This window comes from Erwinia pyrifoliae DSM 12163 (assembly GCF_000026985.1).
Classification (GTDB): domain Bacteria; phylum Pseudomonadota; class Gammaproteobacteria; order Enterobacterales; family Enterobacteriaceae; genus Erwinia; species Erwinia pyrifoliae.
Map to the genome: position 1 here is coordinate 86,269 of NC_017390.1, position 17,854 is coordinate 104,122.

Annotated in this window: 20 protein-coding genes and 1 pseudogene; 9 read left to right on the forward strand and 12 right to left on the reverse strand. The window is 53.1% G+C overall.

From position 1 onward, the window contains the following. Positions 1–278 precede the first annotated feature (278 nt). Together EPYR_RS00350 and EPYR_RS00355 are read right to left on the reverse strand one after the other, a co-directional pair. Positions 279–890, reverse strand: coding sequence for a hypothetical protein (locus EPYR_RS00350; protein WP_049782781.1), 612 nt, complete (start codon positions 888–890; stop codon positions 279–281). A 128-nt stretch (positions 891–1,018) separates the two neighbouring features. Further along, positions 1,019–2,074 carry a tyrosine-type recombinase/integrase gene (locus EPYR_RS00355; RefSeq protein WP_081442220.1) on the reverse strand — a complete coding sequence of 352 codons (1,056 nt, stop codon included), beginning with the start codon at positions 2,072–2,074 and terminating at the stop codon, positions 1,019–1,021. An 85-nt stretch (positions 2,075–2,159) separates the two neighbouring features. Between EPYR_RS00355 and EPYR_RS00360 the strand changes: the two genes are divergently transcribed. Further along, positions 2,160–3,200, forward strand: a complete 1,041-nt coding sequence (locus EPYR_RS00360; RefSeq protein WP_012666458.1) for an IS630 family transposase — start codon at positions 2,160–2,162, stop codon at positions 3,198–3,200. Here EPYR_RS00360 and EPYR_RS21465 read toward each other — a convergent pair. Both EPYR_RS21465 and EPYR_RS00370 read right to left on the reverse strand, forming a co-directional pair. Next, a pseudogene (locus EPYR_RS21465) lies at positions 3,200–3,553 on the reverse strand (Arm DNA-binding domain-containing protein); the annotation flags it as partial. The gene EPYR_RS00360 and the pseudogene EPYR_RS21465 overlap by 1 nt on opposite strands. 70 nt (positions 3,554–3,623) lie before the next feature. Then, on the reverse strand, positions 3,624–4,487 hold the full coding sequence (locus tag EPYR_RS00370) for a YicC/YloC family endoribonuclease (protein ID WP_012666459.1): 864 nt from the start codon (positions 4,485–4,487) through the stop codon (positions 3,624–3,626). 150 nt (positions 4,488–4,637) lie between these two features. Between EPYR_RS00370 and EPYR_RS00375 the strand changes: the two genes are divergently transcribed. Beyond that, positions 4,638–5,066 carry a DUF3574 domain-containing protein gene (locus EPYR_RS00375; protein WP_012666460.1) on the forward strand — a complete coding sequence of 143 codons (429 nt, stop codon included), beginning with the start codon at positions 4,638–4,640 and terminating at the stop codon, positions 5,064–5,066. Positions 5,067–5,100: 34 nt separating this feature from the next. Here the strand turns inward: EPYR_RS00375 and EPYR_RS00380 are convergent, their stop codons facing one another. Then, complete coding sequence (locus EPYR_RS00380) at positions 5,101–6,285, reverse strand: NupC/NupG family nucleoside CNT transporter (protein WP_012666461.1); 1,185 nt, start codon at positions 6,283–6,285, stop codon at positions 5,101–5,103. A 211-nt stretch (positions 6,286–6,496) separates the two neighbouring features. Between EPYR_RS00380 and rph the strand changes: the two genes are divergently transcribed. Both rph and pyrE read left to right on the forward strand, forming a co-directional pair. Beyond that, on the forward strand, positions 6,497–7,213 hold the full coding sequence (gene rph / locus EPYR_RS00385; protein ID WP_012666462.1) for a ribonuclease PH: 717 nt from the start codon (positions 6,497–6,499) through the stop codon (positions 7,211–7,213). 56 nt (positions 7,214–7,269) lie between these two features. Beyond that, on the forward strand, positions 7,270–7,911 hold the full coding sequence (gene pyrE, locus EPYR_RS00390; RefSeq protein WP_012666463.1) for an orotate phosphoribosyltransferase: 642 nt from the start codon (positions 7,270–7,272) through the stop codon (positions 7,909–7,911). 72 nt (positions 7,912–7,983) lie between these two features. On the opposite strand, the gene slmA is transcribed toward pyrE, so the two are convergent. The 3 genes from slmA to coaBC form a co-directional block, all read right to left on the reverse strand. Further along, on the reverse strand, positions 7,984–8,580 hold the full coding sequence (slmA, locus tag EPYR_RS00395; RefSeq protein ID WP_012666464.1) for a nucleoid occlusion factor SlmA: 597 nt from the start codon (positions 8,578–8,580) through the stop codon (positions 7,984–7,986). Positions 8,581–8,694: 114 nt separating this feature from the next. Then, positions 8,695–9,153, reverse strand: coding sequence for a dUTP diphosphatase (gene dut, locus EPYR_RS00400; protein ID WP_041473961.1), 459 nt, complete (start codon positions 9,151–9,153; stop codon positions 8,695–8,697). Continuing rightward, positions 9,131–10,342, reverse strand: coding sequence for a bifunctional phosphopantothenoylcysteine decarboxylase/phosphopantothenate--cysteine ligase CoaBC (coaBC, locus tag EPYR_RS00405; protein ID WP_187298277.1), 1,212 nt, complete (start codon positions 10,340–10,342; stop codon positions 9,131–9,133). The genes dut and coaBC overlap by 23 nt, the downstream gene beginning before the upstream one ends. Before the next feature lie 197 nt (positions 10,343–10,539). Between coaBC and radC the strand changes: the two genes are divergently transcribed. The 4 genes from radC (at position 10,540) to mutM (ending at position 12,843) form a co-directional block, all read left to right on the forward strand. After that, entirely contained in the window at positions 10,540–11,211 is a 672-nt protein-coding gene (radC, locus tag EPYR_RS00410; protein WP_012666467.1) for a RadC family protein, read from the forward strand. Between the two features lie 294 nt (positions 11,212–11,505). Next, on the forward strand, positions 11,506–11,742 hold the full coding sequence (gene rpmB / locus EPYR_RS00415) for a 50S ribosomal protein L28 (RefSeq protein WP_004154798.1): 237 nt from the start codon (positions 11,506–11,508) through the stop codon (positions 11,740–11,742). Between the two features lie 16 nt (positions 11,743–11,758). Further along, entirely contained in the window at positions 11,759–11,926 is a 168-nt protein-coding gene (gene rpmG / locus EPYR_RS00420; protein WP_001051798.1) for a 50S ribosomal protein L33, read from the forward strand. A 107-nt stretch (positions 11,927–12,033) separates the two neighbouring features. Further along, on the forward strand, positions 12,034–12,843 hold the full coding sequence (mutM, locus tag EPYR_RS00425; RefSeq protein WP_012666468.1) for a bifunctional DNA-formamidopyrimidine glycosylase/DNA-(apurinic or apyrimidinic site) lyase: 810 nt from the start codon (positions 12,034–12,036) through the stop codon (positions 12,841–12,843). 9 nt (positions 12,844–12,852) lie between these two features. On the opposite strand, the gene coaD is transcribed toward mutM, so the two are convergent. From coaD to waaA, 3 genes are read right to left on the reverse strand one after another with little or no spacing between them, the layout of a single operon-like run. Then, on the reverse strand, positions 12,853–13,329 hold the full coding sequence (coaD, locus tag EPYR_RS00430; RefSeq protein ID WP_012666469.1) for a pantetheine-phosphate adenylyltransferase: 477 nt from the start codon (positions 13,327–13,329) through the stop codon (positions 12,853–12,855). Next, a complete protein-coding gene (locus EPYR_RS00435) occupies positions 13,326–14,102 on the reverse strand; it encodes a glycosyltransferase family 2 protein (protein WP_012666470.1) in 777 nt (258 codons plus the stop codon). The genes coaD and EPYR_RS00435 overlap by 4 nt, the downstream gene beginning before the upstream one ends. After that, positions 14,103–15,377, reverse strand: coding sequence for a lipid IV(A) 3-deoxy-D-manno-octulosonic acid transferase (gene waaA, locus EPYR_RS00440; RefSeq protein ID WP_012666471.1), 1,275 nt, complete (start codon positions 15,375–15,377; stop codon positions 14,103–14,105). A gap of 369 nt (positions 15,378–15,746) precedes the next feature. Between waaA and EPYR_RS00445 the strand changes: the two genes are divergently transcribed. Further along, complete coding sequence (locus tag EPYR_RS00445) at positions 15,747–16,760, forward strand: glycosyltransferase family 9 protein (RefSeq protein WP_012666472.1); 1,014 nt, start codon at positions 15,747–15,749, stop codon at positions 16,758–16,760. On the opposite strand, the gene EPYR_RS00450 is transcribed toward EPYR_RS00445, so the two are convergent. After that, positions 16,757–17,854 carry a glycosyltransferase gene (locus tag EPYR_RS00450; protein WP_012666473.1) on the reverse strand — a complete coding sequence of 366 codons (1,098 nt, stop codon included), beginning with the start codon at positions 17,852–17,854 and terminating at the stop codon, positions 16,757–16,759. The genes EPYR_RS00445 and EPYR_RS00450 overlap by 4 nt on opposite strands.

Genomic DNA, 17,854 nt, shown 5'->3' on the forward strand with positions numbered 1-17,854 from the left:
GAACTTATTTGTTTGATTTTAAAATCTTATTTGCTTCTGAAAAGTAATCATCAATCTTTCTTTGTTTCAATGAACTATTCCTTTCAACCATCTCAGACTTCAGTGAGTCTTGTGTCCATCTCTTGGATTTTATGTCAGCATTTTTGAGTGTATCTAGTAGTGTGCCTATGATTTGCAAGCTTTCATTTAGGCTTAAGTTATTATCGCTGTCATTTAATAAGCCGTTCTCAAATTTTTCAATATTCTTTGTTCTAAAAACAAACTCGACCTTCCCCAGGCTATCGGCAAGGGTAAAAAAAATCATGGTAGTTATCGAAGTCAACTGGAATGCCTTTTTCCTTATCGAAATAAACAATCTCACCATCATTGTTAGCGTTAAAAACAAACTCGTTAAAACTCTCCATAATGTTAAAAGTTCCGATTGATGTGCTTAAAAACGCCCCTTCTATGTTATGAAATTCTCTAGGTACCTTTCCCCTTTCAGATTCGAACTCATGAAGTACATCAAGTAACTCGGCTCCAATCATAGGGAGATCATACAAATCCCCAGATTTAAGCCTGCGAATACTACCCTCTCTTTCAACACGGTAAAAATCAGCATCTAACTCACTGTTAGAAAAAAAATTTTCACTACCCAAAACATTAATGTAAGCCCCGTCTGGGGTAGTTTGTATTATTCCTGCCTTAAGAAATTCCCTTTTCGTCGTGATGACCTCTTTTGCTAAAACTCCATAGCGGTCACCATCGAGTAAAACAGAGATGGTCAAATGGCCATCTAGGGCGAGTTGCAAGCAGTCAGATGGAGATACGGACTCACCCATTGATTTAGACAACCTCTTTGCAGTATCTTCGACTGCTAGCCATTTTTTTAGTTTGAATAAGTTGCTCATAACGTCACCTATAAACGTCACCTTAAAAAGATGACCAGATCAGGCGGTAAGGTTTGCCGCTTTTCGCCCCGTCAGGCTAGATCCGGTCAGTTCGTTAATTCTGGTTACTAATCGCGGTTACTGGCTGGTTACTTTGCCTTTCTCAACGGCGTTACGTTGTATTCCTCGCCACGTTCCAGCGCTACCAGTAAATCAGCCCACTGCGTTAACGCTGCTTTGCGTTCGTCAAAATATTGATGCCTGTTATAGATACCCTCGACGCCCTTGATACGGTGGTTTAAACAACGCTCTGCCACTACCGGATCTATGCCCAGCGCTGCAAGGTGAGTGCGAGCGGTGCGCCTAAAGTCATGTATGGTGAAATTAGGTACATCAGGCAGTTCTGCCCTTACTTTTGACAGCGCCACGGGTAGGGTACTTTCCTGAATATGGGGGATCATCCTGTTTTGCATCTTTCGTGCTGGCAGAACCCATTTACTGTTACAGGAAAAGGTGTGTAATTCTTCCAGCCATTTAACAGCGGGCGGGGGTAGGGGGATGTTGATAGCATCGCCGTTTTTGCTGCGTTCTTCTGGCAAGTGCCATACAGCGCCGTTCAGGTCGAATTCTTCCCACCGCGCCGCACATAGCTCCATCTTTCTAACGCATAGCGTCAGTAGCAGCTTAAAAGTAATTTCATTCTGGCGGCTAAACCCTTTGGCTGTGCGCATGGCTGAAAACAGCCGGATTAACTCATCGCGGGTTAACCAGCGTTCGCGGCTCACTTCCTTACCGCCTGCGTCTGCCACTTCAAAGGCTGAACAAGGGTTAATCTCTAAAGCGTGGCGTTTTATGCCGTAGTCGAATATGCGGCGCGTCCATCGTAAAACATCCGTTGCTATGGTAGGCGCTCCACGGTCTACGATGGCTTTTAGCATATCGTCAATATGGCGTGGCTTTACGTCCTCCACCTTCATGCTTCCTATGCGGGGGTTTATGTCCTTATCAATGCGGCGGCGCAGTATATCCGGGTGTTTCCAGCGTGGCAGTATTTGCCGGGTAAAGTATTCGGCGGCGAGGTCAGACACGCGCATGGCATTTTTATCTGCTTCCATCTTCGCCAGCGCTTCGGCTTTACGCTGCTGTTTCTCTCCTGCAACGTCATAACCGAGCGCAACGCGGGCGNCTAAATAGCTGCGCGGAATAGTAGATCACTTTGAGGGAACTCAGCCCGGATTGTGCGATCTGATCAATCGCCAAATCAAAACAAATCACCAACCGGACTGAGCAATGCCGATCATAGCACCCATTTCCCGTGAAGAACGACGCCTGATGCGAAAAGCTATCCATAAAACGCGCGATAAAAATCATGCCCGCAGGCTGACGGCCATACTGATGTTGCACCGGGGAAACCGTGTCAGCCACGTCGCCAGAACGCTCTGTTGCGCCCGTTCATCCGTCGGGCGCTGGATTAACTGGTTTACGTTGTCCGGTGTTGAAGGTCTGAAATCGTTGCCCGCAGGGCGCTCCCGCCGATGGCCATTTGAGCATATCTGCACTCTGTTACGTGAACTGATAAAGCACTCTCCCGGCGATTTTGGTTATCAGCGTTCACGCTGGAGTACGGAATTGTTGGCTATAAAAATTAAAGACATAACCGGCTGCCGGTTGCATGCAGGAACCGTCCGTCGCTGGTTGCCCGCTGCCGGGCTGGTGTGGCGCAGAGCTGCGCCAACCCTGCGGATCCGTGACCCGCACAAAGATGAAAAGATGGCGGTGATCCGCCAGGCGTTGGACAAATGCAGCGCAGAGCATCCGGTATTTTATGAAGATGAAGTGGATATCCACCTCAATCCAAAAATCGGTGCTGACTGGCAACTGCGCGGGCAGCAAAGACGCGTGGTAACACCGGGTCAAAATGAAAAATATTACCTGGCGGGTGCGCTGCACAGCGGAACGGGCAAAGTCAGTTACGTTGGCGGTAACAGCAAAAGTTCGGTGCTGTTTATCAGCCTGCTTAAGCACCTGAAAGCGAGTTACCGCCGGGCAAAAACGATCACGCTGATTGTCGATAACTATATCATCCACAAAAGCCGTGAAACGCTGAGCTGGCTGAAACAGAATCCAAAGTTCAGGGTGATTTACCAGCCGGTTTACTCGCCGTGGGTCAATCATGTTGAGCGCCTGTGGCAGGCGCTGCACGATACCATTACACGCAATCATCAGTGCCGGTCAATGTGGCAACTGTTGAAAAAAGTACGCCACTTTATGAAAACGGTCAGCCCGTTCCCGGGCGGTAAACACGGACTGGCAAAAGTGGAGCGCTATTAGACGCAGCTATTTAGTTCTTTGGCTGTCTCTCTGGCCTTTGATAGTGATAACTCTGCATAGGAACCAATAACCATAGCGCGCTGCTTGCCAGAAAATTTATAGCGGAATCGCCAGCTTGGAGATTGGTCTACCTGCCTGTATCGGAGATATAGCCCGCCACCGTCTGCGCGTCCTTCAAAGCGTTCTCCGGCTTTTATCCAGGCGCGGATCTGCATGTCTGTGAGTTTTGGCATTTTGCGAATATCCAAACTTTGAATAAGGGGTGTACCCAAAGCAATGTACAGAAAACTGATTGGGTACACCTTTGGGTACACCTTAACTATGCGCTTTGTTGCGGCTTTATGATAGCCCATGACAACAAAAAAAGCCCGCTGTGCGGCGGGCTGTCTGGTTTTCTGCTGTGTGCTGATAGCCAATAAATCGTTACTCGATATTCTGAATCTGTTCTCTCATCTGCTCAATCAGCACCTTCAGTTCGATGGCTGATGCGGTAATTTCGGCATTGATCGATTTAGAACCTAAGGTGTTCGACTCCCGGTTGAACTCCTGCATCATAAAGTCGAGGCGGCGGCCGACGGCTTCCTTCTTCTTCAGGATGTTGTAGGTCTCTTTTACGTGCGCTTCCAGGCGGTCCAGCTCCTCCGCCACGTCAACGCGCTGGGCCAGCATCACCAGTTCCTGTTCCAGACGGTTGTTTTCCAGCTGTACCTGAGCCTCTTCCAGGCGGCTGACCAGGCGTTCACGCTGCCATTTCAGCACGTCCGGCATATGCGCACGCACTTTGATTACTTCGGCGCTAACGCCTTGCAGGCGCTGCTCGATCAGAGTTTTAAGCGCTGCACCTTCACTTTCGCGAGCGATAATAAACTCATCGATGGCGGTATCCAGCGCGGTCAGCAGCTGGGCGGAAATGGCGTCCAGATCCTGTTCCTCTGCGGACATCACGCCAGGCCAGCGTAAAATATCGACCGGGTTAATTTCCCCCTCGTCGCTTTGCATCTTCACCCAGTTGGCCGCCTGCACCAGCTGAACCGCCAGCTTTTCGTTCAGCACCAGCGCGCTCTGCGCGCGCGGGTCGGCGTCGAAACGCAGGTTAACTTCGATTTTACCGCGCGTCAGACGGTTGCGAATACGTTCGCGTACCACCGGCTCCAGGCCACGGAACTGTTCCGGCAGGCGGATATAGGTTTCAAGATAGCGCTGGTTGACGGAACGCAGCTCCCAGGCTGCGCTGCCCCATTCGCCTTTGGTTTCGCGCCGGGCGTAGGCGGTCATACTGCGGATCATATTGCGTACCGTTTCAGGGAAAGATAGGCAGATTATAGCGATGCAGGCGCTGGCTTAACAGGCATTCGCTTAAATGACGGCGTTTTGGCTGACGTTTAATCACTCAGGGCTTAAGATACTGGCCGTAATACCTTAAAACCAGGAGTATCGATGACCTCGCGCATAATGCTTTCTACCATTCTGCTACTGGCTCTGTCGGGCTGTCGGTCCCCGACAAACCCGCTTATCTCATCCCCGTGGGTAGCCTGTGGCACGGGGGATGCCATGACGCAAACCACACTCTATTTTGGCCTTAATCGCCCGCAGGGTACGGCGATTAACGAAACTGAGTGGCAATCTTTTGTTGACGAGCAGGTGACGCCGCGCTTTAAAAATGGGCTTACGGTGCTTGCCGCGAAGGGCCAGTGGATGGGCAATGATGGCCAGCTGGCGCGGGAAAACAGCAAAGCATTACTGCTGATCCATGCGGCGAATCAAACCAGTGAACAGGGGATTGAAGCGCTACGTGCGTTATATAAACAGCGTTTTGCTCAAGATGCGGTGATGCGGGTGGATAACCCGGTCTGTGTCGCTTTCTGAAGATGGCCCGGCGCGTACGCGCCGGGTGGCATCGTTAAAGAACCAGTCCGGCGAAAGCGGCTGACAGCAGGCTAACCAGCGTGGAACCATAAATCAGCTTCAGGCCGAAACGTGATACCACATTGCCCTGCTGCTCGTTCAACCCTTTAATTGCCCCGGCAACAATGCCGATTGAGGCAAAGTTAGCGAAAGAAACCAGGAAGACTGACAGAATGCCCAGGCCGCGTGGCGACAGTTCTGTGGCGATTTTCTTCAGTTCAATCATCGCGACAAACTCGTTTGTTACCAGCTTGGTGGCCATAATACTGGCAGCAGGCAAGACATCGGCCACCGGGATGCCAATCAGCCAGGCAAACGGCCAGAAGACGTAGCCGAGGATCTGCTGGAAACTGATGCCGAAAAGGGTTGAGAACACGGCATTCACCGCCGCAATCAGCGCAATAAACCCGATCAGCATTGCCAGAATAATCATTGCCACTTTAAAACCGGCCAGAATGTACTCGCCGAGCATCTCAAAGAAGCTTTGATCTTCATGCAGCTTTTCAAGGCGAATTTCAGGCTCGTCACCGGCAGGCGTCGGGTTGATGATCGACAGAACAATAAACGTGCTGAACATATTGAGGATCAGCGCGGCCACCACGTAGCGCGGTTCAATCATCGACATATAAGCCCCGACGATTGACAGCGACACGGTAGACATTGCCGCTGCGGCCATTGAGTAGAGGCGGCGCGGAGAAATATCGGCCAGGATGCCTTTGTAAGCGATGAAGTTTTCCGACTGTCCGAGGATCAGGGTACTGACGGCGTTAAACGACTCCAGTTTGCCCATTCCGTTTACTTTTGACAGTAAGGTGCCAATCACTTTGATCAGCACCGGCAGAATTTTTACGTGCTGTAAGATGCCGATAAGGGCAGAAATAAACACGATAGGACAGAGTACGCCGAGGAAGATAAACGCCAGCCCCTGCGAGCTCATGCCGCCAAATACGAAATCAGTGCCCTGTGCGGCATACTTCAGCAGCACTTCAAAGAAGCCGGAGAATGCAGTCACCGCTTTCAGTCCGGCGGAGGCATGCAGGAAGAACCAGGCGAGCGCCGCTTCAATAACCACCAGTTGCAGCAATACGCGCGGGCGGATTTTCTTGCGGTCAGAACTGGCCAGTAACGCCAGCAAGCCGATAACGGTCAAAGCCAGAATAAAATGGAAAACAGAAATCATACGCAGATCCAGCATCAGGAATCGATAAAGAGAGGCATTTAGCCATATTTCGCCACGGTTTACATCCCGCCAGTCAGACTCTGACTGTTTTATCCTTTAAATAGTCTTCAGGCGCATAACGAATTGCTTTCAGCTTAGTCTGCGATAGGCAATCATCTGCGAAATCCTTATAATACGCAGCCAATTATGTTTTGCTAGCCGGAGATTAACTATGCGTCCATCAGGCCGTAGCGCACAGCAGGTGCGCCCTGTCACATTGACCCGCCATTACACCAAACATGCAGAGGGCTCGGTGCTGGTTGAATTCGGTGATACCAAAGTACTGTGCACCGCCACGATCGAAGAGGGCGTGCCGCGTTTTCTGAAAGGTCAGGGGCAGGGTTGGGTCACCGCCGAATATGGCATGCTGCCACGCGCCACCCACAGCCGTAACGCGCGCGAGGCGGCGAAAGGCAAGCAGGGTGGGCGCACGCTGGAGATCCAGCGCCTGATCGCCCGTTCATTACGTGCGGCCATTGACCTGAAAGCGCTGGGTGAATTCACCATTACGCTTGACTGTGATGTGTTGCAGGCCGACGGCGGTACCCGCACAGCTTCTATCACCGGTGCCTGTGTGGCGCTGGCTGATGCGCTAAACCATCTGGTTTCTATCGGCAAACTGAAGGCCAACCCGATGAAAGGCATGGTGGCGGCGATTTCTGTGGGCATCGTCAACGGTGAAGCGCTGTGCGATCTGGAGTATGTCGAAGATTCTGCCGCCGAAACAGATATGAACGTGGTAATGACGGAAGATGGCCGCATGATTGAGGTGCAGGGTACCGCAGAGGGCGAACCGTTCAGCCACGAAGAGTTGCTGAAGCTGCTGGAACTGGCGCGAGGTGGTATTGATACGCTGGTTGCTGCGCAAAAAGCCGCGTTAACCAACTGATTCTTCAGGCGACCCCCGGGTTGCCTTTTTTTTGCCTGAATATTGAGGAACACGACATGAAAGCCTGGCAGCGCCAATTTATCGAATTCGCCATCAACAAGCAGGTGCTGAAGTTTGGTGAGTTCACGCTGAAATCGGGGCGTAAAAGCCCTTATTTCTTCAACGCGGGCCTGTTCAATACCGGACGCGACCTCGCTTTACTGGGTCGTTTCTACGCCCAGGCGCTGGTGGATTCGGGCATTGATTTTGATTTGGTCTTTGGGCCTGCTTACAAAGGCATCCCCATTGCCACAACCACCGTGGTGGCGCTGGCAGATCATCACGATCGCGATGTGCCTTACTGTTTTAACCGTAAAGAAGCCAAGGATCATGGCGAGGGCGGCACGCTGGTTGGCAGCGCGCTGCAAGGTAAAATCATGCTGGTGGATGACGTGATCACTGCCGGAACCGCCATTCGCGAATCGATGGAAATTATTGCCGCGCATCAGGCGACACTGGCCGGCGTACTGATATCCCTCGACCGTCAGGAACGCGGACGCGGTGAGATTTCAGCCATTCAGGAAGTTGAACGTGATTATGGCTGCAAGGTGATTTCGATCATCACGCTGAACGAATTAATTGCCTATCTGGAAGAAAAACCTGAATTGGCCGATCGCCTGGCGGCCGTGCGCGCCTATCGCAGCGAGTTCGGTATTTGATGCGATAAAGCGTTGGTGGGCTGACAAAAAAAGAGTCAGCCCCCGTCATGCGACGGGGCCGCAGGATCAACGTCAGATTAATTGAGCGGCCATTAACGGCCAGCGCGCATCAAAGTCAACGGTAGGGCGATAGCGGAATTCGGAACGCACAAACCGCGACAGTAACCCTTCACAGAATGCCAGGAGCTGAGTTGCCAGCAGCGCCTCGTCGGTAATAAAGCCTTCACCCTCACGCATTTTTTTCTCGCGCATCACCTGACGCAACTGCATCTCAATGCGTTCAAACAGCTGGTTAATTCGCCCCTGCAGGCGATCCTGTTCGAACATCAGCGCATGGCCGGTCAGAATACGTGTCAGACCGGGATTCCGTTCACCAAAGCCCAAAATCAACTGAGTCATCAGGCGCAGGCGCGGCATCGTTTCTTTTTCGTCTTTCAAAATCAGATTGATGCGCGTAATCAGGCTGTCTTCAATAAACTCGATCAGGCTGTCAAACATTTTGGTTTTGCTGGGAAAATGCCGATAAAGTGCCGCCTCAGAGACCCCAACATTCGCCGCCAGCTTGGCAGTGGTAATACGTTGGCTGCCATCACTGGACTCCAGCATTTGCGCCAGTGCCTGCAAGATTTCTTCGCGACGATTCCTTTTCGCACTCTTTTTTTCAACCATCTTTCAAAAGACCCCTGAAACATCACCATAAACGGGCAAAAGCCCACGCAACGCCTGTGAGTTATCGCTCACGGGAGAAAAAAACAGGTTATTGTCGTGGCGGGAGCCGTAGCGTTACTGGCGACCGGAGTGGCCGAAACCACCTTCACCTCTTGCGCTGGCATCAAAGTCATTCACCAGATTGAACTCTGCCTGTACTACCGGTACGAAGACCATTTGCGCGATACGCTCGCCTGGCTCGATAGTAAAGGAGTCCCGTCCACGGTTCCATACGGATACCATCAGCTGTCCCTGATAATCAGAGTCGATTAACCCCACCAGATTACCGAGCACCACGCCATGTTTGTGGCCAAGCCCGGAGCGCGGCAGGATGACGGCTGCCAGCTGTGGGTCAGCAATATGAATGGCCAGGCCCGTTGGGATTAAAGTCGTGTCGCCGGGCGGTAGTACCATTGCTTCATCCAGGCATGCACGCAGATCCAACCCGGCAGAGCCGGAAGTGGCGTAAGTCGGTAAAGGGAAATCGGTCCCTACCCGGGCATCCAGCACCTTAACGTCGATTTTTTTCATCATATCGGGTGACAATCTCTTCCAATAAAAGTTGGCCAAGGAGTGGCTTATCGCTGAGCGGTAAGATTTTTTCTCCTTCATGCCAAAAAAGGTGAAGGGCATTGGTATCACTGTTGAAACCCTGCCCGCTTTTGGCAACGTCGTTGGCGCAGATCAAGTCCAGATTCTTGCGCGCCCGTTTTTGTTGTGCGTATTCTTCCACATTCCGGGTTTCTGCGGCAAATCCTACAACATAAGGGCGGTTTTGCTGCATGGCCGCAACCCCGGCGACAATATCCGGGTTTTTTATCATCTTCAGGGTGATTTCATCCCCCTTTTTTTTAATTTTTTCCTCTGCAACCGAGGCTGCACGGTAATCCGCCACGGCAGCGCAGCCGATAAATATCTGCTGGCAGGCCGCCAGGCCCATCACCGCTTGCTGCATTTCCAGCGCCGTAGTGACGTCAAGTCGATTGACCCCTTGCGGAGTGGGTAACGCGACCGGGCCGGCAACCAGCGTCACGGTCGCACCGCGTTTTGCAGCGGCGGCGGCAATGGCAAAGCCCATTTTCCCAGAGCTATGGTTGCTGATGAAACGGACCGGATCCAGTGCTTCCCGGGTTGGGCCAGCGGTAATCATAATATTGAGATGTTGCAGATCGTTGGCGGGTGCCGCCCATGCTGCTGTGTGGTCAACAATGACCAGCGGGTCGAGCATGCGGCCTGGCCCGATATCGCCACAGGCCTGGCTGCCGCTGCCCGGCCCCCAAATCATCACGCCGCGCTGGGCCAGCAGCTGCAAGTTGTGTTGCGTGGGTAGGGCGCGGTACATCTGCTGATTCATCGCGGGCACGATGGCAAGCGGGGCCGCCGTTGCCAGGCAAATGGTGGTCAGCAGGTCATTCGCCATTCCGGCCGCCACGCGGGCAATCAGGTCAGCCGTAGCGGGAGCAAGAATGACCAGATCGGCCCATTTTCCCAGTTCGATGTGGCCCATCGCCGCTTCGGCAGCCGGATCGAGCAGGCTATCAGACACCGGATAACCTGAAACCGCCTGCAGGCTTAACGGGGTGATAAACGCTTTTGCGGCGTCCGTCATCACTACCCGTACGTCGGCGCCGCGATCGCGCAGCCGACGTACCAGCTCTGGCGTTTTGTATGCCGCAATACCGCCGCTAACGCCCAGGACTATTCGTTTTCCGGTCAGTTCCATCATTTTGCTGTACGCCTTCTGGTTAAACCTGCTGATATCTTCTTATGCCGCAATCTGCCCATTTTATCACAGCCGGTCAGGGGGTTTATTTTGTACCATGCCAGCTTTGCGAGTCGTCTCGTAAATTCAACGGATCATCATAGAAAAGCACTGTATATAATGCCATGCTTTCCCTCGTTCAGGAAGGAGAAGCGCAAATGGAAGAAAACTGGCTGGGGCTGCCCCCGCGTGAAAAACTGTTGAAGTGCGGTGCATCATCGCTGAGCGATACAGAGTTATTAGCTATTTTCCTGCGTACCGGCGTGCGCGGCGTACATGTAATGACGCTGGCACAGCAATTACTGAGGGAGTTTGGCTCGTTACACCGCCTGATGAACGCCCCGCACGATCGGTTTGAGGCTATTCACGGAGTCGGCATGGCGAAATATGCCCAGCTGAATGCGGTGGCGGAACTGGCCCGACGTTGTTTTAGCTGTCAGGAAGCGCTGGAGAATCAGGTGGTCAGCAGTGTTGAGCAGATGCTGGATTTTTTAAACGGTTCGCTGGCACATCGGGAACGAGAAATTTTCCAGGTGATCTTCTTTGATAACCAGCATCGGGTAATTCACACCAGCGAGATGTTCAGCGGCACGCTTAACAGCGTGGAGGTTCATCCACGAGAAATCGTGCGTGAAGCGTTAAAACGTAATGCAGCGGCGCTGATACTGGCGCACAATCACCCTTCGGGGTTGGCTGAGCCAAGCCGGGCCGATCGTGATATAACACAACAAATTGTGCACGCCTGCTCCTTAATGAATATCCGGGTGCTTGACCATATGGTGATCGGACGCGGCGAATATGTCTCTTTTGCCGAACGGGGCTGGATGTAAAATAAGGCGCGGCTAAAGTCATTTAGCCTTTCAATCTCATTTAACAGGTTCGAATCCGCGCATTTTCCGCGCAAAAGAACGATTGTACGCGATCCATAGGGATCTTTATCTGTTCGGGACTTGAGCACTCGCTCTTCAGGGCGTATACTACGCCACCTTTGAGAATCTCGGGTTTGGCATTTGGGCCTGCTCAGCGGGTTCACATAGAACTCGCCTGGATGGGCTATAAGCCTGACGAGGCGGCCAGAACCTTATTTTTAAAGCTCGAGCTGATTTGATTTTTGGAGAATAGACATGTCACGAGTCTGCCAAGTAACTGGCAAGCGTCCGGTAACGGGTAACAACCGTTCCCACGCAATGAACGCGACGAAACGCCGTTTCCTGCCGAACCTGCACTCTCACCGTTTTTGGGTTGAGAGCGAAAAGCGCTTCGTTACACTACGCGTATCTGCCAAAGGCATGCGTGTAATCGATAAGAAGGGTATTGAGACGGTCCTGGCCGATCTGCGTACCCGCGGTGAGAAGTACTAAGGTAAGGAACTGAAACATGGCTAAAGGTATTCGTGAGAAGATCAAGCTGGTTTCTTCTGCTGGTACAGGTCACTTCTATACCACCACGAAGAACAAGCGTACTAAGCCGGAAAAACTGGAACTGAAGAAATTTGATCCCGTTGTCCGCCAGCATGTGATCTATAAAGAAGCTAAGATTAAGTAATTAATCTCGGTGGATGGAAAAACCCGGCTTCGGCCGGGTTTTTTTGTTTGCGGTATAGTGATACAGCACCGATCCAGGTGTAACGAGACAGCAACGGAGGCGAGGATATGCCAGAGTTACCAGAGGTAGAAACCAGCCGACGCGGAATTGAACCGCATCTTGTGGGAGCGACCATTCTGCACGCGGTGGTGCGTAACGCTCGTCTGCGCTGGCCGGTTTCTCAGGAAATCCATGCGCTAAGCGATCAGCCCGTGCTCAGCGTCCAGCGCCGGGCAAAGTACCTGTTGCTGGAGCTTCCCACCGGATGGATTATCATTCATCTGGGGATGTCGGGCAGCCTGCGTGTTCTGCCAGAAGATTTGCCGGCGGCAAAACATGATCATGTCGACCTGGTAATGAGTAACGGCAAAGTGCTGCGCTACACCGATCCGCGCCGTTTTGGTGCCTGGCTGTGGTGCGCCGACCTGAATGGCAGTTCGGTGTTATCTCATCTGGGGCCTGAGCCGCTGAGCGATAGTTTTTCCGCACGGTATCTGTTTGAAAAATCCAGGGGTAAACGCACGGCTATTAAACCCTGGCTAATGGATAATAAAGTCGTGGTGGGCGTGGGTAATATCTATGCCAGCGAATCGCTATTTGTGGCTGGGATCCTGCCCGATCGTCCGGCGATGGCGCTTAGCGAGCAGGAAGCCGGACTATTGGTCAGCACCATTAAAGCCGTATTGTTACGTTCGATTGAGCAGGGCGGGACCACATTGCGCGACTTTTTACAAAGTGACGGCAAGCCGGGTTATTTCGCTCAGGAGCTGCAGGTATATGGCCGGACAGGGGAGCCTTGCCGCGTCTGCGCTATGCCGGTAGAGAGCAGTAAGCATGCGCAGCGTAGCACTTTTTTCTGCCGCCGCTGCCAGAAATAGGTCGCGAGGTCAGAACCTCGCTTTAAGCGCCTGGTAAACCGCCGTCGGCAGGAAACTCTCTACATCACCGCCGTGGCGCGCCACTTCTTTCATCAGGGAAGAAGAAATAAAGGCATATTGCTCTGAAGGCATCAGAAACACGCTTTCCAGCGTCGGCAACAGGTGGCGGTTCATCTGTGCCAGCTGCATTTCATACTCAAAATCAGACACCGCCCGCAGGCCGCGCACCAGCACATTAGCCTGCTGTGCTTTGGCGAAGTTGGCCAGCAAATCACTGAATCCCACAACGTCAACATTCGGTAAATGCGCAACCACTTCGCTTGCCAGCGCGACTCGCTCCTCAAGGGAGAACATCGGTTTTTTGCTCGGGCTTGCGGCGATCGCCAGTACTATGCGATCGAACATCCGTGCAGCGCGTGTCACGATGTCAAGATGTCCGTTGGTCATCGGATCAAAGGTGCCGGGATAGATGGCTTTTGTGCTCATAGTCTGCCGTTCCTCGATGCATGATTGAGAGCCCACAGGGCGGTGTATTTGTTGAAGGTATATTGGGCGTTAACCACCGCCAACAGCCAGCCCTGTTTGCCATCCAGAAAGCCGGCGCGCAGGAGCAGCGTCTTGATAAATGCCCCGGCAGTGTGGCCGAATATGGCCGCAATACCGCAACGCTTACCCTGCTGATGGCGCTGTTTTGCCCAGGCTTCGGCATAGGCAAACTGTTTCCACTGGAAGGCGGAGAAATCTCTGCAGGTGAGATGCAGCAGGTCGCCGCGCAGCCGTTCTGTTTTTGCCTGTGCCGTTTCCAGCGACTCGTGGACCAGGTTATCGTTGTAGCGGAATTGCCGTGGGTAAAGACGGATAACGCGGTCCGGATACCAGCCGCTGTGGCGCATAAATCGGCCGAGAAACAGATTGCAGCGCGCAAGGCTGTATACGACTTCTGTCGGCGGCTGTTGCAGTACCTTCTCGATTGACTGCTTCAATTCTGGGGTTACGCGCTCATCGCTGTCGATCATCAAAATCATTGGGTGGCTGGCATAGCTCTGCGCCAGCTGGCGCTGCTTGCCGTAGCCGCGCCATTCGCTGGAATGGTAAACTTTTGCCCCATGACGCGCAGCTATTTGCGGGGTGGCGTCGCTGCTGCCGGAATCAAGTACAATAATCTCATCTGCCCAACTGACCGACTCCAGGCATTCTGGCAGTAACTCTGCCGCATCTTTGGCAATCGTCACCACCGACAGTTTTTGTCGTGTACGCATTTAATGATTCCGCTGTGGCAGGTGAGGTTCGAGTAACTTGAGCAGTCGCCCCAGCGCGCCCTGGTTCTGATGCAGCACGTCCACCGCATGGCGGCCATAATAAAGGCGATAGTCTTCATCGGTTAGCAGCGTATCAATTTCTTTATTCAGCGAATCGGCATCAGTGACGGTGATCAGTCCATCAGCCTGTTGCAGCCGGGCGCATATATCTTTGAAATTGAAGGTGTGCGGTCCCATTAATACCGGGATAGCGTGGGCGGCAGGTTCTAATGGGTTATGGCCGCCCCGTTCGACCAGGCTCCCGCCGACAAAGGCCAGGTCGGCAATGCCGTAGAGCAACATCAGCTCACCCATGGTATCGCCAATCACCACCCGGGTGCTGCCGGAGGGGATCTCGCCGCTACTGCGCAGCGTGTAGCTTAAACCATTCTTTTGAGTTAACAGGCGTGCGGTTTCGAAACGTTCAGGGTGGCGCGGCACCAGGATCAGTAGCAGATTAGGGAAGCGCTCAAGCAGCTTACGGTGCGCGCCCAGAATAATGCTCTCTTCCCCCTCATGCGTACTGGTGGCAATCCATACCGGGCGGTGCGGCGCCCACTGGCGGCGCAGCGTCACGGCGCGGGCTGCCAGCTCTGGCGTCACCGAAATATCAAATTTAAGGCTGCCGGTAACTGCCAGCTGGGAGCGTTTCACGCCCAGGCCAATAAACCGTTCCCCGTCTTCTTCATTCTGCGCGGCGATCAGCGTGATGCGCTGCAGCAGACGCTTCATAAACTTACCGATTTTTTGATAACCCCTGGCGGAACGCTCAGACAGGCGGGCATTGGCAATCACCAGCGGGATTTTGCGCGCATTTAACAGGGTAATCATATTGGGCCAAAGCTCGGTTTCCATAATGATCACCAGCCGTGGGCGTACCGTATTAAAGAAACGGCTCATGGCGCCGGGCAAGTCGTATGGCAGATAAACGTGGTGAACATCTTTACCAAATGCGGAACTGGCGCGCTCTGAACCGGTTGGCGTCATCGTTGTGACCACAATCGGCAGATCGGGATAGCGATGGCGCAAAGCCCGCACCAGAGGGATGGCAGCCAGCGTCTCACCCACCGAAACGGAATGCAGCAGAATACCATCCGGTTTGACCTTACCCGCGCAGAAGCCATAACGTTCAGCCCAGCGTCTGCGGTAGGCAGGCGCTTTGCGGCCGCGTAGCCAGAGGCGAAGCCAGATAAAAGGCTGAAAGAGGTACAGCAAAACGGTATAAATGGTCGTCATCACAGTGATTTCAGGTGAGCAGAGACTTGCGTCCGGAGATAGCCGAAAAATATGACGGCATGTTAGCAGATAAGTGTGTCCGGCTCACCCTACTTCATCTTACAGAGTCTGACTCACCTTATTACCGCGCCAGCAACCGCAGCGAGCAGTACCATCACCGCCGTTGCAATCTGAACAGGCGGGCGCAACACAGGCCTAAAAAGTTTTTTTGCTTTCGCTGTGCAATTTGGTTATTTGTGCTGTCACAGGGTAGAGCAAAAATACACTCTCCCCTGTGGAAGACGCGCGACATGCGCTTTCAAACTGACCGTTAGCCCGTTTTGTTGAGCCGTTCATAGCAGGCGAGAAAGCATTGAGACCCGTACAGTAATGAAAAATATTTTGATTATACGTCGTGACAACATTGGCGATCTGGTTTGTACCACGCCGTTGATCGAGGGCGTTAAAACCACTTTTCCTGATGCAAAAATCTATCTGTTGATCAATAGCGTGTCCCAGGATGTGGTGAAAAACAACCCGTACATTGAGCATACCTTTATTTACCGCAAGGCCAAGCACGCCGCCGGAAAACGGGCGAAGCTGTGCGTCCACCTGGAACGCCTCCGGATGTTTCTGCAGTTACGACGTATCCGTTTTGATGCGGCGATTCTGGCTAATCCACAACCCTGTAAGTATAGCGTGCGCCTGGCAAAAATGGCGGGAGCGAAGCATATCATCGGCGCGGATAGCGGGGACCGGGCGATTACCGTGCCGTTTAGCCGTACTGATTTTCGCGGGAAGCATCAGGTGGAACTGACTTTCAGCTACCTTTCCGCTCTCTCTGACAAACAGATCCCGATCCCCGGGGTGCGGATCTGGCTGACTGAGCAGGAACGGCAGCAGGCTCTCTGCCGTATCGATAAACTGCATCCCGGCGAGCGTCCGGGGCTTGGGGTTCATATCAGTAGCCGTAGTGCAAAACGTCGTTGGCCGCTGGAGCGCTATGTCGATATTATCCACCGCTATCTGCAGCAAAATAGCCACGGCAGCGTGCTGATATTCTGGTCACCGCAGGGTACGCTGGCTCCGGATGATATTGGCGACCAGCATCGGGCTGAGCAGGTGCTCGCTGCGTGTCATAGCGCGCGCGTATCGCTCTATCCCACCTCGTCGGTACGCGAACTGGTCGCCGCCTTTGAATGTTGCGATCGGGTATTGTGCAGTGACGGCGGGCAAATGCACCTGGCCGCTGCGGTAAATAAGAAGCAGGTGGTGCTGTTTGGTGATACTGACCGAAAAGTCTGGCATCCGTGGTCCGGTCAGTATGATATCTTGCAGACCCCATCCGGTGACTGTGTTGACGTCAGCGCGGACGAAGTCTGGCAGTGTCTGAGCCGTCTTTAGCCGTTAAGGGTTAAATACTGCTGGCAGATGGGCTGCAGGTCATAGCTCATTAGCTGCTGTCGATCGATTTCAGGCGGAGAATGGTAGATTTCGGCCATCTTCTCCGCCAGCGAATGGCTATTTAACTCCGCCAGCGCATTGCCCATCCCGGCTCGTTGCAGTATTTCTTCTGGCCCACCAGGACAGCGCGTACTGACTACCGGCGTTCCGCAGAGTAAGGCTTCAACCAGCACGTTACCGAAACCTTCGCTATCCGAGCTGAGCACTAATATCGCCGCATGTTTAATCAGGGGATAAGGGTTGCTCTGGAAGCCGGCGAAGATGACCCTTTCAGCAATTCCCAGCTGTTCTGCCTGCTGTTTGACTGCATCGATCTGCTGCTTATCTCCGGTTCCCGCCAGCACTAATTTGGCCGCGATGCCTGATTCCGCGTAGGCCTGCAGCAGGCGGTCGTGACGTTTGTGCGGGTGAAAGCGACCAACGTGGATCAGGTAAGGTTCACCCGGCAGTTCGAAAGGTTGCGCCGCCTGAGCAAGGATGTTCTCAATATCAAACGGATTATTAATCACCGCCAGCCGACCCGGTAAGACGGGCAGGTTTACTGTCAAATCTTCCGCAACGGCTTGAGAAACCGCCACCATATTTTTTCCCTGATAGACGCGGGCGATTTTGCGCTGCTTCAGCCAGCGATCCAGACCGTGGCGGTGTCCAAGATAGGAGGTGGACAGAATACCGTGGATGCAGAACCAGACCTTCTGCGCAGGCAGGTGTTTAGCACGGGCAACGATGCGGTCGGTTTTGTGCAGATGGGAGAAAATAAGATCGTAATCACCGCCCTGTTTTTCGCTTAACTCAACGGCACGATCCAGCGCGGCAGCGCGACGCGACAGCTCGGTGAGTTTGCGCCAGGGTAAGCGGCTATGGCTTTCCACTACCTGATAGTCCACACCTTCAGGTAGCGCATAATTGCAGACATCACGCAGTGAAAACAGGCTGACCTGATGCCCCATTCGCTGCATGCCTTCACACAGTGTCAGCACCACTTTCTCGGCTCCACCGCCGGGTAATCCGTCGATAATCATCAAGATGCGCAT

Bases quoted from the DNA above. Each gene is read 5' to 3' on its own strand.
- EPYR_RS00350 (WP_049782781.1), bottom strand. From the start codon at position 890: ATGAGCAACTTATTCAAACTAAAAAAATGGCTAGCAGTCGAAGATACT.
- EPYR_RS00360 (WP_012666458.1), top strand. From the start codon at position 2,160: ATGCCGATCATAGCACCCATTTCCCGTGAAGAACGACGCCTGATGCGA.
- EPYR_RS00370 (WP_012666459.1), bottom strand. From the start codon at position 4,487: ATGATCCGCAGTATGACCGCCTACGCCCGGCGCGAAACCAAAGGCGAA.
- EPYR_RS00375 (WP_012666460.1), top strand. From the start codon at position 4,638: ATGACCTCGCGCATAATGCTTTCTACCATTCTGCTACTGGCTCTGTCG.
- EPYR_RS00380 (WP_012666461.1), bottom strand. From the start codon at position 6,285: ATGATTTCTGTTTTCCATTTTATTCTGGCTTTGACCGTTATCGGCTTG.
- rph (WP_012666462.1), top strand. From the start codon at position 6,497: ATGCGTCCATCAGGCCGTAGCGCACAGCAGGTGCGCCCTGTCACATTG.
- pyrE (WP_012666463.1), top strand. From the start codon at position 7,270: ATGAAAGCCTGGCAGCGCCAATTTATCGAATTCGCCATCAACAAGCAG.
- slmA (WP_012666464.1), bottom strand. From the start codon at position 8,580: ATGGTTGAAAAAAAGAGTGCGAAAAGGAATCGTCGCGAAGAAATCTTG.
- dut (WP_041473961.1), bottom strand. From the start codon at position 9,153: ATGATGAAAAAAATCGACGTTAAGGTGCTGGATGCCCGGGTAGGGACC.
- coaBC (WP_187298277.1), bottom strand. From the start codon at position 10,342: ATGGAACTGACCGGAAAACGAATAGTCCTGGGCGTTAGCGGCGGTATT.
- radC (WP_012666467.1), top strand. From the start codon at position 10,540: ATGGAAGAAAACTGGCTGGGGCTGCCCCCGCGTGAAAAACTGTTGAAG.
- rpmB (WP_004154798.1), top strand. From the start codon at position 11,506: ATGTCACGAGTCTGCCAAGTAACTGGCAAGCGTCCGGTAACGGGTAAC.
- rpmG (WP_001051798.1), top strand. From the start codon at position 11,759: ATGGCTAAAGGTATTCGTGAGAAGATCAAGCTGGTTTCTTCTGCTGGT.
- mutM (WP_012666468.1), top strand. From the start codon at position 12,034: ATGCCAGAGTTACCAGAGGTAGAAACCAGCCGACGCGGAATTGAACCG.
- coaD (WP_012666469.1), bottom strand. From the start codon at position 13,329: ATGAGCACAAAAGCCATCTATCCCGGCACCTTTGATCCGATGACCAAC.
- EPYR_RS00435 (WP_012666470.1), bottom strand. From the start codon at position 14,102: ATGCGTACACGACAAAAACTGTCGGTGGTGACGATTGCCAAAGATGCG.
- waaA (WP_012666471.1), bottom strand. From the start codon at position 15,377: ATGACGACCATTTATACCGTTTTGCTGTACCTCTTTCAGCCTTTTATC.
- EPYR_RS00445 (WP_012666472.1), top strand. From the start codon at position 15,747: ATGAAAAATATTTTGATTATACGTCGTGACAACATTGGCGATCTGGTT.
- EPYR_RS00450 (WP_012666473.1), bottom strand. From the start codon at position 17,854: ATGCGCATCTTGATGATTATCGACGGATTACCCGGCGGTGGAGCCGAG.